The organism is Paenibacillus sp. NPDC056722, assembly GCF_042790635.1.
GTDB lineage: Bacteria > Bacillota > Bacilli > Paenibacillales > Paenibacillaceae > Paenibacillus_AQ > Paenibacillus_AQ agri.
Window position 1 is genome coordinate 6194 of sequence record NZ_JBHTYV010000009.1, and the last position, 16581, is coordinate 22774.

General features: G+C 52.9%; 15 protein-coding genes and 1 riboswitch. All 15 genes read left to right on the forward strand.

Annotated features, from left to right (window positions below):
- Positions 1 to 283: 283 nt before the first annotated feature.
- Positions 284 to 1486 (forward strand): MFS transporter, encoded by a 1203-nt coding sequence (locus ACFRAM_RS20145; RefSeq protein ID WP_379467441.1) that lies wholly within the window; start codon positions 284 to 286, stop codon positions 1484 to 1486.
- Positions 1487 to 1714: 228 nt separating this feature from the next.
- A complete protein-coding gene (locus ACFRAM_RS20150; protein WP_379467443.1) occupies positions 1715 to 2938 on the forward strand; it encodes an MFS transporter in 1224 nt (407 codons plus the stop codon).
- Positions 2939 to 3070: 132 nt separating this feature from the next.
- Complete coding sequence (locus ACFRAM_RS20155) at positions 3071 to 3289, forward strand: hypothetical protein (protein ID WP_379467445.1); 219 nt, start codon at positions 3071 to 3073, stop codon at positions 3287 to 3289.
- Positions 3290 to 3447: 158 nt separating this feature from the next.
- Positions 3448 to 3711 (forward strand): DUF1294 domain-containing protein, encoded by a 264-nt coding sequence (locus tag ACFRAM_RS20160; protein WP_066379397.1) that lies wholly within the window; start codon positions 3448 to 3450, stop codon positions 3709 to 3711.
- 53 nt (positions 3712 to 3764) lie between these two features.
- Entirely contained in the window at positions 3765 to 4199 is a 435-nt protein-coding gene (locus tag ACFRAM_RS20165; protein WP_379467448.1) for a universal stress protein, read from the forward strand.
- Positions 4200 to 4445: 246 nt separating this feature from the next.
- Positions 4446 to 4547: riboswitch (purine riboswitch) on the forward strand.
- Between the two features lie 222 nt (positions 4548 to 4769).
- Complete coding sequence (gene purE / locus ACFRAM_RS20170) at positions 4770 to 5255, forward strand: 5-(carboxyamino)imidazole ribonucleotide mutase (RefSeq protein ID WP_379467450.1); 486 nt, start codon at positions 4770 to 4772, stop codon at positions 5253 to 5255.
- The gene (gene purK / locus ACFRAM_RS20175) at positions 5252 to 6526 is read left to right on the forward strand and encodes a 5-(carboxyamino)imidazole ribonucleotide synthase (RefSeq protein WP_379467452.1); all 1275 of its coding nucleotides are present in this window, start codon (positions 5252 to 5254) and stop codon (positions 6524 to 6526) included. The genes purE and purK overlap by 4 nt, the downstream gene beginning before the upstream one ends.
- Positions 6527 to 6532: 6 nt before the next feature.
- Positions 6533 to 7828 carry an adenylosuccinate lyase gene (purB, locus tag ACFRAM_RS20180; protein WP_066379404.1) on the forward strand — a complete coding sequence of 432 codons (1296 nt, stop codon included), beginning with the start codon at positions 6533 to 6535 and terminating at the stop codon, positions 7826 to 7828.
- A 726-nt stretch (positions 7829 to 8554) separates the two neighbouring features.
- Positions 8555 to 9445, forward strand: coding sequence for a phosphoribosylaminoimidazolesuccinocarboxamide synthase (locus ACFRAM_RS20185; RefSeq protein WP_379467455.1), 891 nt, complete (start codon positions 8555 to 8557; stop codon positions 9443 to 9445).
- A 46-nt stretch (positions 9446 to 9491) separates the two neighbouring features.
- Positions 9492 to 9737, forward strand: coding sequence for a phosphoribosylformylglycinamidine synthase subunit PurS (gene purS, locus ACFRAM_RS20190; protein WP_066379412.1), 246 nt, complete (start codon positions 9492 to 9494; stop codon positions 9735 to 9737).
- A gap of 5 nt (positions 9738 to 9742) precedes the next feature.
- Positions 9743 to 10432, forward strand: coding sequence for a phosphoribosylformylglycinamidine synthase subunit PurQ (gene purQ, locus ACFRAM_RS20195; protein ID WP_066379415.1), 690 nt, complete (start codon positions 9743 to 9745; stop codon positions 10430 to 10432).
- The gene (purL, locus tag ACFRAM_RS20200; RefSeq protein WP_379467457.1) at positions 10410 to 12656 is read left to right on the forward strand and encodes a phosphoribosylformylglycinamidine synthase subunit PurL; all 2247 of its coding nucleotides are present in this window, start codon (positions 10410 to 10412) and stop codon (positions 12654 to 12656) included. Before purQ ends, purL begins: the two co-directional genes overlap by 23 nt.
- The gene (gene purF / locus ACFRAM_RS20205) at positions 12641 to 14137 is read left to right on the forward strand and encodes an amidophosphoribosyltransferase (protein WP_066379420.1); all 1497 of its coding nucleotides are present in this window, start codon (positions 12641 to 12643) and stop codon (positions 14135 to 14137) included. Before purL ends, purF begins: the two co-directional genes overlap by 16 nt.
- A gap of 786 nt (positions 14138 to 14923) precedes the next feature.
- Positions 14924 to 15964 carry a phosphoribosylformylglycinamidine cyclo-ligase gene (gene purM / locus ACFRAM_RS20210; RefSeq protein ID WP_379467460.1) on the forward strand — a complete coding sequence of 347 codons (1041 nt, stop codon included), beginning with the start codon at positions 14924 to 14926 and terminating at the stop codon, positions 15962 to 15964.
- Positions 15964 to 16581, forward strand: coding sequence for a phosphoribosylglycinamide formyltransferase (gene purN, locus ACFRAM_RS20215; RefSeq protein WP_379467462.1), 618 nt, complete (start codon positions 15964 to 15966; stop codon positions 16579 to 16581). The genes purM and purN overlap by 1 nt, the downstream gene beginning before the upstream one ends.

The window sequence follows — 16581 nt, forward strand, 5'->3', positions numbered from 1 at the left end:
GTTCTGGGACAACTGGAGTCACAGGAGGGTTGAATCATACTAGCTGGAAAAGATGACATTATTCCGCGCAGAGCAGGAGGATATGAGCAGCGATCCAGGGATGTTGTGGAGCAACTGGAGTCACAGGAGGGTTGAATCATACTAGCTGGAAAAGATGACATCATTCCGTCAGAGCAGGAGGATATGAGGCAGCGGTCCAGGGACGTTGTGGAGCAATGGATGGGGTCTAGGGATAATCATCAGGGTATGGACAGCTTGAGATCTACATTTGGAGGGAAAGAAAATGGGAATAAATTCGGAAGGTTTGCAGCAAAATGCCGGAAGATTGACTCAGCCACGGGCGGTTTGGGCCGTGGCTTTTGCTTGCGTAATTTCTTTTATGGGACTTGGGTTGGTGGACCCGATTTTGCCAGCCATCGGAAAACAACTGCATGCTACGCCGAGTCAGGTATCACTGTTGTTCTCCAGTTATAATCTGGTGACAGGCATCGCGATGTTGGTTACAGGTTTCATTTCCAGCCGGATCGGGATGAAATGGACGATGATGACGGGGACGGCATTGATTGTCCTGTTCGCCCTGCTGGGCGGAATGTCAGGCAGCATTGGACAGCTTGTTGGCTTCAGAGCAGGCTGGGGTCTCGGCAATGCATTATTCATTGCCACGGCGCTTTCGGCCATTGTAGGTCTGTCGGTGCGCGGCTCGGCCAAGGCGGTTATTTTATATGAAGCGGCCTTGGGGCTGGGAATTTCGGTCGGACCGCTGCTGGGCGGTGAGCTGGGTTCGATTTCGTGGCGCGGGCCGTTCTTCGGCGTAGGCGCACTGATGGCAATTGCTTTTATATCCATAGGGCTATTGATGCCGAAGGTTTCAAAACAGAAAAGCCGGGCTTCCCTGGCTGATCCTTTTAAGGCGCTTAGACATCCGGGCTTGCTGGTGCTGGCGATTACCGCGTTTTTATACAACTTCGGGTTCTTCACACTGATGGCGTACACGCCGTTTGTAATGAATCTGGATGAGCATGGTCTGGGTTATGTGTTCTTCGGCTGGGGCTTGCTGCTGGCCTTTACTTCTGTCTTTGTGGCCCCGCGTCTGCAAAAAAGGTTCGGGTCGATCCGCTCCATGTCTGCCGTGCTGCTGCTCTTTGCCCTTACGCTGCTGGTCATGGGGATCTGGACCTCTTCACAAATTACGATGATTCTGGCAGTAATCATTGCCGGAGCTTTCCTCGGAACTAATAACACGCTTATAACAACCGCTGTTATGGAGGCGGCACCTGTAGAGCGGTCCACAGCATCGGCTGCGTACAGTTTCGTGCGTTTCATCGGCGGTGCATTGGCACCTTGGCTGGCCGGCAAGCTGGCGGAATGGTACAACCCGCATGTTCCTTTTTACATTGGGGCATTATTCGTTGTGGTGGCGGTAGCCATCGTCATATTCGGACGTAAGTATCTAACACATGTGGATACGGCATCTGCCGGACACTGAGAGATTATCTGTCGATATAGAGAGAAAGGGACCTGGAGCTCACATGAGCCGGGTAGTTGGAACATTCTTAGCAGCACCGACTTGACTTACTGTAAAATCCGAAGGGTATTAAGAGCTTTGCCCCATCATCTTCCAAACCTGAGAGGGATGTGTTTTACTTAAAGGGCCGAAGACGAACCCTGTGAAACACCAAGCCTTCGGACTATGAAGGATGGAGCAGGTGATGGTATGTCCGATCTGCGGCAGGCAGATCAACTTGCATCGGCAGGAACCTCAAAGCGAGGTCGGAACAGCCGATTTTTCTTTTTGATCATTGTTTATTTCTATTGGTTTTCTTCTTATATTTATGTTCCAGTGCTTTCACCTTATGTGGAGCATTTGGGTGCTTCCTACATGATGGTTGGCATGGTGCTTGGTGTGTACGGACTGATGCAGATTTTGTTCCGTCTGCCAATGGGCATTGGTTCGGATTACATGAACCGCAGGCGACCGTTTATTTATCTGGGACTTATTGCAACGGCCGCGAGTTGTTTTCTATTCATGTGGGGTGCAGCGCCTGGATGGGCACTTGCGGCACGAGCCGTGTCCGGCATTTCTGCGTCGGCATGGGTGGTGTACACGGTGATGTTCACGGGATATTTTTCTAAGGACGAAGCTGGAAAGGCGATGGGCATGCTGCAGTTTACTACAGTGATTGCCCAACTCACCAGTATGATGATAAGCGGCTATATTGTCGATCACTGGGGCTGGGGTGCACCGTTCCTGATCGGCGGTATTGTAGCTATCTTGGCCCTGCTCTTGGCCCTACGTTTGCCGGAGCAAAGGCTGGAGCGAAGCGAGGGCGCTATGCAGGTCAAGGATCTGGCGCTTGTCATCAAGGAACCGCTGCTGGTTAGGGTGTCGCTGTTATCGGCCTTGGCCCACTGTGTGCTGTTCATTACGATGTTTGGTTATACGCCAAATCAGGCGCTGAGCATCGGGGCAAGTAAAGAAAGTCTGGGCTGGCTGACACTGGCCTTCATGGTCCCGCATGCGTTAGCCACTCTCTATGGTTCTCGTATGTTCGGAAAGCTACTGGGTGACCGTGGGACGTTGCTGCTGGGTTTTGTCGGAACGGCATTGTGTACTCTATCCATCCCATTCATGCCGACGCTTGCCGCACTATGCATCACTCAAGTGGGCAACGGGTTTATGCAGGGACTCATTTTCCCGCTGCTGCTAGGTAAGTCGGTCTCGGGCGTTGATCCGTCTAAACGGGCTACGGCTATGGGTTTTTACCAGGCGGTGTATGCTGCAGGGATGTCGGCCGGACCGTTCGTAGCTGGCTGGATGAGCTCGGCGTATGGCCTTGAGGGTGGTTTTTGGCTAGGAGGGATTGCGGCTACGTTGGCTGCAGTGTTGTCCCTAGTGTGGATTGAAGGGAAAGTGCCCGCGAAAAAGGTTTTGCGCTGAGAGATGGCTGGCAGAATGTTAGAACGTAAGAGCTGAATGCAGAGTAGAGGAACAGGGACGTAAGTATACCAGAATGTTCGGAACTCCAGAACTCCAGAACGGTAGAAGCCTGAGAACTCAGAATGCTAGAACATGGAATGGTCGAAATATGAACTCGGAATGCTAGAACATCGTAACGGCCGAAGCATGAGAACGCGGAAAGCCGGAAAATCGGAACAGTCGAAATATGAGCACACGGAAGGCCGGAACATCGAGAAATTCCAGAATGTAAGAACTCGAAATGCCAGAACAACGGAACGGTCGAAACATGAGGACACGGAAACCCGGGACATCGGAATGGTCAGAAGATGAGATCTCCGAAAGTCTAGAGCACAGAAACGGTCGAAACTTGAGGACATGGAAACCCGGGACACCGGAATGTCAGAACGCTGGTGCGGATTATTGGTTTTTTGTGAAAAGGGTAATATAATAAGAAGTAGATAGGTTGCAAGGAGGAGGGGCCGGAAAGAATGGTCAAATTGGTCATGGTGTGGTTTGTGGTGATTAATGTTATCGGGTACGTGGTCATGTCCGAGGACAAGAACAAAGCCCGTAAAAGACGGGATCGGGTGCCGGAAAAGACCCTGTTTCTGTTAGCGGCCATGGGCGGAGCGCTAGGTGTGCTGATCGCAATGTACCGCAAGCGCCACAAGACGCGACATCTGTCCTTCAGGATCGGAATTCCGCTGCTGCTGCTTCTGAATGCCTTGCTCTACAGCTATTTTCTAAGATGATGGCATTATGAATCTCATGATTGCTATACAAAACAGAAAAAGAGGTGGCGTACATGTTATTCTCTAAAATTTTGCTCGCCTATGACGGTTCTAAGGCTTCCAATCAAGCATTGGAGCGCGCAATTGAACTGGCTAAGGTCACACCAGGTTCATCCCTGCATGTCGTACACGCATTTGATTTCCCTCGCTTTTTCATCGGGGAAGCTCTCGCGCCTCTGCCGGCTTCGGTGAATAAGGAATATTATGATCTCGCAGTGCAGACGACGGAAGAAGTGAAGGGACGTCTTGAGGCGGAAGGGCTGAATGCCCATGTAGAGCTGCTGCAGGGTTCACCTGCGGAGGTCATTTTGAATTATGCCAAGGAGAATGGTGCGGATGTTATTGTCATCGGTAGTCGTGGACTTGGTGGGATACGTGAATTTGTTCTAGGAAGTGTCAGCCATAATGTCGTGCAGAGTGCACGTATTCCAGTGCTGGTTGTTAAATAAATAGATTGCAGGGGAGGCCGCTGACGGCTTTCCCCTTTTTTGCGTACAGGTCTGTTCAGACCGTTATGGCCTTACAAACTTGAAGGTGGAGACTATCCATTCCTGTTAGCCTTTGTAAGAAAATAAATCTGTTTTTCAGAATAATAGCCCTTTATTACGAAAGGAAAGATACTCAAAAGCGAACGTTTCAACTTTTGTATTTTACAATGTTCGTGTTTAAGTTGACATGATGTGTAGGGCGTTGTTAAACTAAAGCTATGAACAGCTCGTATAAAGCCGGGGATATGGCCCGGAAGTTTCTACCCGGGAACCGTAAATTGCCGGACTACGAGGAGATGTGATGAAGGATAGCCGCAGCAGCACCGGGTCTGTGTAACATGCCGATGTTGTATGTGCTTTTCCCGCACCGGATGAAGCGTCATTCAGGGGCAGCGGGACCCGCCCTCATGTATTTCCTTGGCAGTCCGATCCTCCCGCAGCAAAATGCGTCTGGAAATCGGGCTTTTTTTTTCGGAATTATGGAAAACTAATGTGTACCCATCTTATTTTTACGGAAGGCAGGGTCAAATCATGTCTGTGCAAGTCGGTGTCATCATGGGCAGTACATCGGATTGGGAAACGATGGAGCACGCCTGTGCAGTGCTTGACGAACTGGAAATATCCTATGAGAAAAAGGTAGTGTCTGCGCATCGTACGCCGGACCTGATGTTCCAATATGCAGAGGAGGCGGTAGGGCGTGGCCTTCGCGTCATTATTGCAGGCGCAGGCGGAGCAGCGCATCTGCCAGGGATGGTGGCAGCGAAAACTGTACTGCCAGTCATTGGTGTGCCCGTGCAATCCAAGGCGCTGAACGGCCTGGATTCGCTGCTCTCGATCGTGCAGATGCCAGGCGGGATTCCGGTGGCGACAGTAGCGATCGGCCGTGCCGGAGCCGTGAATGCGGGCCTCCTGGCCGCGCAAATCATCGGCGCATTCGATCCGCAGGTACAGGATCGAGTGCAGCTCCGGCGGGATGCTATTACCGCCGGAGTGCTGGAAAGCAGCGACAGCTTATGAGGCCGGAGGCACAGAAGCTGCCCGCTGCAGATGTGGCGGGCGGCGCGGGGACGTCCGGATCGGCAGCGGCCCGGACTCTGCTGCCGGGCGCGACTATCGGCGTGCTCGGCGGCGGCCAGCTTGGCCGCATGCTGGCGCTGGCCGGCAGCGCCATGGGTTACCGCTTCGTGGCGCTGGACCCTGCGCCGGATGCGCCCTGCGGGCAAGTGACGCCGCAGATTACAGCGGCGTACAACGACCGGGACGCGGCGCGTGAGCTGGCGCGCCGCTCCGATGTCATCACGTACGAGTTCGAGAACGTCGACGCAGGCGTAGCCGCGCTGCTGGCGGAGGAATCGTACGTGCCACAGGGCAGTGCGCTGCTGTATACGACACAGCACCGCCTGCGTGAAAAAGCTGCGATCGAGGCTGCCGGCGTGCCGGTCGCCCCGTACCGCAAGGTGGGCAGCCTGGCCGAGCTTGAGGCCGCGGCTGCCGAGCTCGGTCTGCCCTGTGTGCTGAAGACAGCCACAGGGGGCTATGACGGCAAGGGACAAGCCGTCATCCGCGAGGCTGCCGAGCTCGAAGCGGCATTCCGGCAGGTAGCGCCGGGAGCCGCAGTGGCTGGCACGCCCGCCGGTGAAGCGGGCGCATCGACCGCAGCAGCCGTGCCGGAGCTGGTGCTGGAGAAATTCGTTGCTTTTCAATGCGAAATCTCCGTCGTTGCCGCCCGTAGCGCGTCTGGCGAGGTGAAGAGCTTCCCGCCTGCGGAGAATATTCACGTGAACAACATCCTGCACCTCTCTATTGTGCCTGCACGGGTGCCGGAAGAAATTCAGCGCAGAGCTTGCGAGCTGGCGGAGAGACTGATCACCGGATTGAACGCTGTAGGCCTGCTGGCTGTAGAAATGTTCGTTACGGAGGATGGTGAGCTGTTCGTCAATGAGCTGGCACCAAGACCGCACAATTCCGGGCATTATACTATGGACGCCTGTGCGACTTCGCAGTTCGAGCAGCATGTACGGGCGATCACCAATCTGCCGCTGGGAGACACGACGCTGCTGACCCCGGTAGTCATGGTCAATGTGCTCGGGCAGCACTTGGAAGGTGCAGTAAATACGGTCAGCGCTTATGATGAAATAGCCAATAAGCTGGGGGTTACCCCTAAGCTTCATATATATGGCAAGACAGAGAGCAAAAATGGTCGTAAAATGGGCCATATCAACCTGCTCTGCAAGGACACCGAAGACGGGCTGTCCTGGGTAGAGCAATCTAACCTTTGGAGGAACTGAAAAGATATGATCGAACGTTACAGCAGACCGGAAATGCGGGCCATTTGGACCGAAGAGAATAAATTTGCCGCATGGCTGGAAGTAGAATTGTGCGCGTGTGAAGCATGGGCTGAACTCGGCGTAATTCCGCATGAAGATGCGGCTAAGCTGCGTAAGGATGCCAAATTCGATATCGACCGTATTAATGAGATTGAGCTGGAAACCCGCCATGATGTGATCGCTTTTACCCGTGCCGTGTCCGAGAGCCTTGGTGCGGAGCGTAAATGGGTGCATTACGGCCTGACTTCTACGGATGTCGTTGATACCGCGCTAGGATATCTGTTGCGCCAAGCGAACGAGATTTTGGAGAAGGACATTATTAACTTTATTGAGATTCTGAAAGACAAGGCGATTGCCTATAAAGATACCCCGATGATGGGCCGTACACATGGCGTTCATGCCGAGCCAACTACCTTTGGTCTCAAAATGGCGCTTTGGTACGAGGAAATGAAACGGAACCTGGAGCGTTTCCGCCGCGCAGCTGATGGTGTGCAGTTCGGTAAAATCTCCGGTGCGGTTGGCACGTATGCCAACATCGACCCGTTTGTAGAAGAGTTCGTCTGTCGCAAGCTGGGCACCAGCCCGGCGCCAATCTCGACACAAACCCTGCAACGTGATCGTCATGCAGAATACATGGCTGCACTGGCACTGGTTGCGACTTCACTGGACAAGTTCGCTACTGAAATCCGCGCCTTGCAAAAGAGCGAAATCCGCGAGGTGGAAGAAGCTTTTGCCAAGGGACAAAAAGGCTCGTCGGCAATGCCGCACAAACGCAACCCAATCGGCTGCGAAAATATCTCCGGCCTGTCCCGCGTGATCCGCGGTCATATGGTTACTGCTTACGAGAACGTGCCGCTCTGGCATGAGCGTGATATCTCCCACTCTTCTGTAGAGCGGATCATCCTACCGGATGCGACCATGTTGCTGAACTACATGCTGAACCGTTTCGGGAACATCGTGAAGAACCTGACCGTCTTCCCGGAAAACATGAAGCGCAATATGAACCGCACCTTTGGTGTACCGTTCTCCGGCCGTATCCTGACGAAGCTGATCGACAAAGGCCTCAGTCGCGAGCAGGCGTACGATACCGTACAACCGCGCGCGATGCAGGCTTGGGAAGAGCAGACACAATTCCGCGACATCGTAGAAGCTACGCCTGAGATCACTAACGTGCTCAGCCCGGAAGAAATTGAAGATGCCTTCAACCCTTCATGGCACTTGAAGCATGTGGATACCATTTTCCGCAAGCTGGAGCTAATTTGATCAAATAGAAGTTATATGGATCCAACTGCTAAGTATCGGTAGGCGGACGCAGTACTACATGGTTTTGCCTACCGGATAGCGGTGGAAATGACGTAGGACTTCATGGGTTGTTTGTTAAGTAGCAGTAGAGAGCGGATGCATTGCTATAAGGTTTTGACTACTAAGCAGTAGTGCGATGAACGTAGGACTTCATGGTTTTTCCAGTCAAGTCGCGGTAGGACGGATACAGTGTCACATGGTTTTGCTCACCGAAAAGCAGTATAACGGACGTAGCGATTGCGAAGGATGCTAGCATTAGCTCGATTTGCAATTAACGGCAATATTGTACCTTATATCCCCTGTTTAGGGCTGAAAATGGGATATAAGAGCATATTTGTACCTTATTTTTGGTGATAAACGCTCCTAAAGGGGAATTTGACAGATTTAAGGTACAAAAATGCCCTTAATCTGAAATTGCCCCCTGGTTGCAACAAATTAAGGTACAAAAATGCCGTTATTTACGCGTCGAACCTGCTTTGTTTGCCGACACGCTGGCACTAATCACTGAAGTCCAAACTACAATTCGAAATGAAGCCCAATCTTCTTCGTAGTGCAATACCGAAATACCGTACATGCGGGTTACAAGAAGCAACGTAGCAGGAGATACTCTTTTTGCAAAGGTACTCTTTTCGCAAAATTACAGGCTTCGCAAAGTTATAGGATCATTCGTTCAAGGGAGGAAAGGTCATGACATCACCGGCCATATCCACAGCCGTGGAACTCATTGATGCGCCGCTGCTCTATAAAGGGAAGGTTCGTGAGCTGTACGATTTGGGGGACAACGTATTAATCGTCGTTACGGATCGCATCTCTGCGTTCGACTATGTGCTGGATCCGGCAGTGCCGGAGAAAGGTAATGTGCTTAACCGGCTGAGTGCTTTCTGGTTCGGCCAGACGAAGAGCTTGATCGAGAACCACGTGGTGCATATTGATGTGGATCAGCTTGGCGGTATCGTCAAGGATCGGGAAGCTTTGCGCAACCGTGTTATGGTGGCCCGCAAGGCGGAACGTATCGACATCGAATGCGTGGTTCGGGGCTGCATCACCGGCGGTGGCTGGAGACAGTACCAGGAGACCGGCAAGGTCAATGGTATTGGGCTTCCCGCAGGCCTGCGCAAGAATGCGCTGCTGGCGGAGCCGATTTTTACCCCGGCAGCTAAAAATGATGTCGGCCACGACGAGGACATTCCCTTCGAGAAGATGCAGGAACTGATCGGAGCGGAGCTGGCGCTTGAGCTGAAGGAGAAAAGCCTGAAGCTGTTCGCTTTTGCCAGAGAATATTGCGCCGAGCGGGGCATCATTCTCGCGGATTGCAAATTTGAGTTCGGTCTGCTGGATGGCAAGGTGATTCTGATCGACGAGATTTTTACACCGGATGCTTCACGCTTCTGGGCTAAGGACAATTACCAGCTTGATATTGAGATTGACAGTATGGATAAGGAGCCGGTACGTTCGTACCTTGCATCCTCTTCCTGGGACAAGAATAGCACGCCTGACCCGCTTCCAAGTGAAGTGGTAGAGGAAACCACCCGTCGTTATCTGGATATTTATCATCGTCTTACCGGCAAGTCTCTATAGATGCTCTACGGTATGCCCACAAACTTTTAGGAGGAACTACAAGCGTATGTTAAAAGCAACGGTCTATGTCACCATTAAGAAAAGTGTGCTCGATCCCCAAGGGGTAGCAGTTCAGGGTGCGTTGCACTCAGTTGGCTTTCAAGAAGTAGAAAGTTTGCGTATCGGTAAATATATGGAGCTGACTTTGGATACAAATGACCGCGCTGAAGCGGAAGTACGCCTTAAAGATATGTGTGAAAAGCTGCTTGCCAACACGGTGATCGAGGATTACCGCTACGAATTGGAGGACTAAAAGTCATGAAATTTGCGGTACTTGTCTTTCCGGGCTCCAATTGTGATATTGACTGCTATAAAGCGGTAGAAGAAAGCCTCGGTGAACCGGTTGATTATGTGTGGCATACGGCGACAGACCTGTCGGCCTATGATTGCATTCTCGTTCCAGGCGGCTTCTCTTATGGAGATTATCTGCGCTGCGGCGCCATTTCCAGATTTGCTCCTGTAATGGCTGAGGTGGCTAAAGCTGCTGAGCAAGGCAAATTCGTATTGGGTATCTGCAATGGATTCCAGATTCTTACCGAAGCTGGACTATTGCCGGGCGCGCTGCGCCGCAACGAGTCGATGAAGTTCCGCTGTCATGATACGGTGCTTAAGGTGGTTAACAATGGGACACCATTTACCGTGGATTACGCCGAAGGCGAAGAGATCGTTGTTCCAATCGCGCATGGCGAAGGCAACTATTACTGTGATGAAGAAACACTTGAGCAATTGAAAGCGAATGGTCAGATCGTATTCACATACAGCGACAATCCTAACGGTTCCGTGGCTGACATTGCAGGTGTTAGCAATATAGCAGGCAACGTGGTTGGCATGATGCCTCACCCTGAGCGTGCAGTTAACAGCCTGCTGGGCTCGGAAGACGGTAAACGGATGTTCACATCAATCTTGAAGACCTGGAGGGATCGTCATGGCGCAGCAAGTATCCGCTAAGGAACCGACCGCAGAACAGATCAAAGAGCAGAAAATTTACAGTCAATTCGGCGTGTCGGACAGCGAGTATGAGCTGATTACGTCCTTCATGGGCCGTTTGCCGAACTACACGGAAATCGGTGTATTCAGCGTAATGTGGTCCGAGCACTGTGCGTACAAGAACTCCAAACCGCTGCTTCGTCGTTTTCCGGTGACTGGACCGCGTGTCCTGATGGGACCGGGCGAAGGCGCGGGTATCGTAGATATTGGTGACAATCAGGCCGTTGTTTTTAAAATCGAAAGCCACAACCACCCTTCCGCGGTAGAACCTTACCAAGGTGCGGCAACGGGTGTGGGCGGTATCATTCGTGATATTTTCTCCATGGGTGCAAGACCAGTGGCGCTGATGAACTCCCTTCGTTTCGGTAAGCTTGAAAGTGACCGGGTAAAATATTTGTTTGAGCATGTTGTATCCGGGATTGCAGGCTATGGTAACTGTATCGGCATTCCGACCGTCGGCGGCGAAATTATGTTCGACGACAGCTATGATGGTAACCCGCTCGTTAATGCGATGTGTGTGGGCTTGATCGATCATGATAAAATCCAGCGCGGTGTCGCTAAAGGTGTGGGTAACCCTGTCTTTTACGTAGGGCCTCCTACAGGCCGGGACGGCATTCACGGGGCAACTTTTGCTTCTGTCGAACTGAGTGAGGAATCTGAAGCTAAACGTACAGCTGTACAAGTAGGCGATCCGTTCATGGAGAAGCTGGTTATGGAATCCTGTCTGGAATTGATCGACAGCGGCATCGTACTCGGTATCCAAGATATGGGCGCGGCCGGTCTGACCTGCTCCAGTGCAGAAATGGCTAGTAAAGCGGGCAACGGTCTGGAGTTGTATTTGGATCAGGTGCCACAGCGTGAAGAAGGCATGACGCCTTATGAAATGATGCTGTCGGAATCCCAGGAGCGGATGCTGTTCGTAGTTGAGCCTAAGGATGAGGCGCAGGCCCAGGAGATTTTTGACCGTTGGGGCGTAATCTGCCGCAAAGTAGGTAAGGTTACGGATGACGGACGTCTGAAGCTGTTCCATCACGGTGAAGTTGTTGGCGATATGCCAGTAACGGCGTTGGTCGATGAGTGCCCTGTGTATGACAAGCCATCTACTGTACCTGCTTATTATGAAGAAAATGCAGCGGTAGATACGCTGCGTTATGAAGAAGTGACGGATCTGGGCGGCGCACTCCGCAGCATTCTTGGATCACCAACCGTAGCAAGTAAAGCATGGGTATACAACCAATACGACTACATGGTACGTACTAGTACAGCGGTTCGTCCTGGTTCGGATGCGGCAGTAGTGACGATTCAAGGTACACGCAAAGGTCTGGCGATGACAACGGACTGTAACGGCCGTTACGTCTATCTTGACCCTGAAGTAGGCGGACGTATTGCTGTCAGCGAAGCAGCACGTAACATTGTCTGCTCCGGTGCAGAACCGCTGGCCATTACGGATAACTTGAACTTCGGCAGTCCGGAGAAACCGGATATTTTCTGGCAAATGGAACGTGCTGTTGACGGTATGGCCGAAGCTTGCCGTGTGCTGGATACGCCGGTTATCGGCGGAAACGTCAGCTTGTACAACGAAAATGCTTCCGGTGCGATCTATCCGACACCTGTTGTTGGTATGGTGGGTCTGATCGCCGATACTGACCATATTACGACCCAAGCGTTCAAGCAGGAAGGCGATGCGATCTTGCTGCTAGGTACGACCAAAGCAGAGCTTGGCGGCAGTGAGTTCCAATATGCGGTGCACGGTGTAACTGAAGGCCGTCCTCCGGCGCTGGATTTGGCAACCGAACGTAAATTGCTGGATGGCGTACTTGGCGCTATTCGCGGTGGATTGGTGACCTCGGCGCATGACTTGTCCGAAGGCGGCCTGGCTGCGGCGCTGGCTGAGAGCTGTATCAGCGGTGGTATCGGTGCTAACGTGAACCTGTCAGCGAATGGGCTTCGCCGTGATGTGGCGTTGTTCAGCGAGAGCCAATCGCGGATTATTTTGACAGCAACACCGGATCGGGCTGAAGAGCTGAAAGCTGCGATTGCTGCGGCTGGAGTTCCTGTAGAAGTCATCGGAACCGTTGGCGGAGACAGATTGCGTGTGAACTTGGACGACGTAGCCGCGCTTGATGAGCCGGTACCTGCGCTGAAGTCCGTTTGGGAGGATGCCATTCCATGTCTTATGAAATAAAGACCGGGAAAGAGCAGACGGAACCTATTCTGTGGACCGGCGACTTTTACAATGAAGGAACGGGCTCGGGAGATATTTTTGATACGTTAAAAGAAGAATGCGGCGTTTTCGGGGTCTTCGGACACCCGGAAGCTGCATCTATGTCCTATTACGGTCTGCATGCCTTGCAGCACCGTGGGGAAGAGAGTGCGGGCATTTGCGTGGCAGACGGACGCGATTTTAACTATCACCGCGGCATGGGATTGGTTAAAGAAGTATTCGACAAAGACAGAATTGCCTCGCTGGTCGGCGACATGTCCATTGGGCATGTCCGTTATTCCACTAGTGGTGACAGCCGATTGACCAACGCGCAACCGCTTGTGTTCAAATACCGTGACGGTGATCTAGCGATTGCCACGAATGGCAATATTGTCAACGAGCCGCTGATCCGGCGTCAGCTGGAGCAAAGCGGATCAATCTTCCAGACCACAAGCGATACAGAAGTGCTAGCACATCTTATTGCGCGCTCACCGAAGGATTTTGTCGAAGCGGCTAAGGATGCTTTGGAGCAATTGGTTGGCGGGTTCGCTTTTCTGCTGATGACCAATGACAAACTGCTTGTCGCATCTGATTCGCACGGCTTGCGTCCGCTGGTGATGGGGCGTGTCGGTGAAGCTTATGTGTTCGCCTCGGAATCCTGCGCTCTGGAGACCATTGGTGCAGAGTTCGTACGCGATATCGAGCCGGGAGAGCTGCTCGTGCTTGATAAAGACGGTCTTCGCGAAGACCGCTTCACTGAGCCGAAGCGTAAGGCACTGTGCGCAATGGAGTATATTTACTTCGCGCGTCCAGATAGCGATCTGAATGGCTCGAACCTGCACGCTGCACGTAAGCGGATGGGCAGCCGGATGGCATTGGAAGCTTTTGTCGATGCGGATATCGTAACTGGCGTGCCGGATTCCAGTATCTCTGCGGCTATTGGCTATGCTGAACAGACGGGCATCCCGTATGAGCTAGGACTGATCAAGAACAAGTACACTGGCCGGACTTTCATCCAGCCAAGTCAGGAACTGCGTGAGCAAGGTGTTAAGATGAAGCTCAGCGCCGTGCGCCGTGTCGTTGAAGGCCAGCGCGTCGTCATGATTGACGACTCTATCGTGCGTGGTACGACCTCACGCCGTATCGTTAATCTGTTGCGCGAAGCCGGAGCTGTTGAGGTACACGTGCGGATCACTTCGCCGCCGTTCAAGAATCCTTGCTTCTACGGAATTGATACGCCTGACCGCCGCGAACTCATCGCCTCCTATAAGACGATTGAGGAAATGTGTGAAGAGATTAACGCGGATTCCCTTGCGTTCCTCTCACCCGACGGGCTGATCAGCTCTATCGGTGGATATAACAGTAATGACTATAAAGGCGGGCTGTGCCTGTCCTGTTTTGATAATGATTACCCGACGCAGGTGGATTTCGGCGGAGCGGAGAAGGATGGCTGCTCCTGCTAGGGTTGTCCATCCCCCTAAATCCCCCTTGCTAAGGGGGACCCCGGAGGGCGCTGCCCTCCGGCCACCCGAAAGCTTGGTGGTAGGTGTTTGGTTTTAACTTGCTAAGGGTGCTGGGGTGCGGGTGCCCGCATTGTCCCTGTTTGCCTCCGGCAAAGGCGGGACAAGCTCTACGGCGTTCCGCCCCCTGGCGGCATGCTGCACGCCGGGGGATGGTTGGCGGCTTGGCTTCGCTCCAAGCGCTTGGGGCTCGAAAAGCTACTCCCTGTTTGCTGCGCAAATGCGGTGCGCTTTTCTCGCCCGTGGGTGGTCAGCGCTTGGCTTCGCTCCAAGCGCCGAGGGGCTCGAAAAGCTACTCCCTGTTTGCTACGCAAATGCGGTTGCGCTTTTCTCGCCAGTGGTTGGTAAGTGCTTGGCTTCGCCTCAAGCACCGAGGGCTTGAAAAGCTAGTTCCTGTTTGCTGCGCAAATGCGGTGCGCTTTTCTCGCCTAGTGAGGTGCTCGGCTTCGCCAGAGCACCGAACCCTTGCTGCTGTGCAAGGTGCGTACTGCGGCTTGCGGGCAGGGTTGCCCGGTGGTTTGGAAGTCATGGAGAGGAATTTTGGAGCTGTAGAAGCGTAGCGTTCGCCTTTATGATTGGATTTCTACCGCGAATAGCGGTTTAAATCAGGAAATCCAATCATAACAGCGATCGGAAGTCCAAACATTCATCGTAATGACGCCTGAAAACCACCTCCTTCCCTGCCGCCCCGCAAACGCACACTAAATTATAAAGATGAGGTGTCCAATAGTGTCGGAAGCTTACAAGAACGCCGGAGTGGATATTGCGGCTGGCAATGAAGCGGTAGAACGCATGAAAAAGCACGTAAAACGCACGTTCCGTCCCGAGGTCATGACTGAGCTGGGCGGATTTGGCGCGCTTTTCGGCCTCAATAAGGATAAATATGAGGAGCCAGTTCTGGTATCGGGAACAGACGGCGTAGGTACGAAGCTGAAAATCGCGTTCGCGGCGGATCGCCATGACACCATTGGTATTGATGCAGTGGCCATGTGCGTGAACGATATCGTGGTACAAGGCGCAGAGCCACTGTTCTTCCTCGATTATCTGGCCTGCGACAAGGTAGTGCCGGAGAAGATTGAAGCTATCGTGGCAGGTATTGCCGAAGGTTGTCATCAAGCGGGTTGTGCCCTGATTGGCGGCGAAACAGCGGAAATGCCTGGTATGTATTCTGAGGGCGAGTATGACATCGCAGGCTTCACAGTTGGGATCGCTGATAAAGCCAAGCTGGTTACCGGAGCAACCATTGCCCCTGGAGATACAGTTATTGGACTGGCTTCAAGCGGCGTACACAGTAACGGATTCTCGCTGGTACGCAAGCTTTTGCTGGAAGAGGACGGGTACGCGCTGGATGAGACGGTTGATGAACTGGGAGCACCGCTTGTAGATGTGCTACTGGCACCGACCAAAATCTATGTGAAGCCTTTGTTGTCGCTTCTGGAACAGCTTCCTGTGAAAGGGATGGCTCATATTACTGGTGGCGGATTCATCGAGAACATTCCGCGTGTGCTGCCAGACGGTGTGAATGTGGAGATCAACTATGGTTCGTGGCCGATTCTGCCGATCTTTAACCTGCTGCAAAGCAAAGGGAACGTAACTAACCGCGATATGTTCACCACATTTAACATGGGTGTTGGTTTGGTCCTGGTTGTTGACGCTGCGAATGGCGAGCAGGCGCTTGAGCTGCTCAAAGCAAGCGGCGAAGAGGCTTATATCATCGGTACTGTGACCGAAGGCGAGCGCATCGTTACCTTTACGGGGGCTGAAGTATAATGCAATTGAACCGCATCGCCGTGTTTGCTTCAGGTCAGGGCAGCAACTTTGCTGCGCTGACTGAAGCGCAAAAGGCAGGCAAGCTTGGTAGCGGGAGCATTGAACTGCTTGTCTCCGACAAGCCGGAATCAGGGGCGGCACAGCGGGCAGTGGAGGCGGGTATTCCGACACTGCTCCTGCGCCCGAAGGATTTTGCCAGCCGGGAGCTGTACGAAGCAGAGATTGTGGCCGAACTTCAGCGCCGGGACATCGGGCTGATTGTGCTGGCTGGATATATGCGGCTTATTACCCCCGTTCTGCTTACGCCATACGCAGAGCGGATTATCAATATTCATCCTTCGCTGTTGCCGGCATTTGCCGGAATAGACGCGATTGGTCAGGCACTGAATTATGGTGTGAAGCTGACGGGCGTGACGGTGCACTATGTGGATGGTGGCATGGATACCGGCCCAGTTATTGCCCAGCGAACGGTCGCTGTGGAGGATAACGATACGGCGGAGACACTCGCTGAGCGGATTCATCAGGTAGAGCATGGCTTGTATGCCGATGTGGTCGCTGCTTTTGCCGATGGGCGGATTGAACTGGTGGGCAGAAAGACGATCATTCGCGAAAAGTGA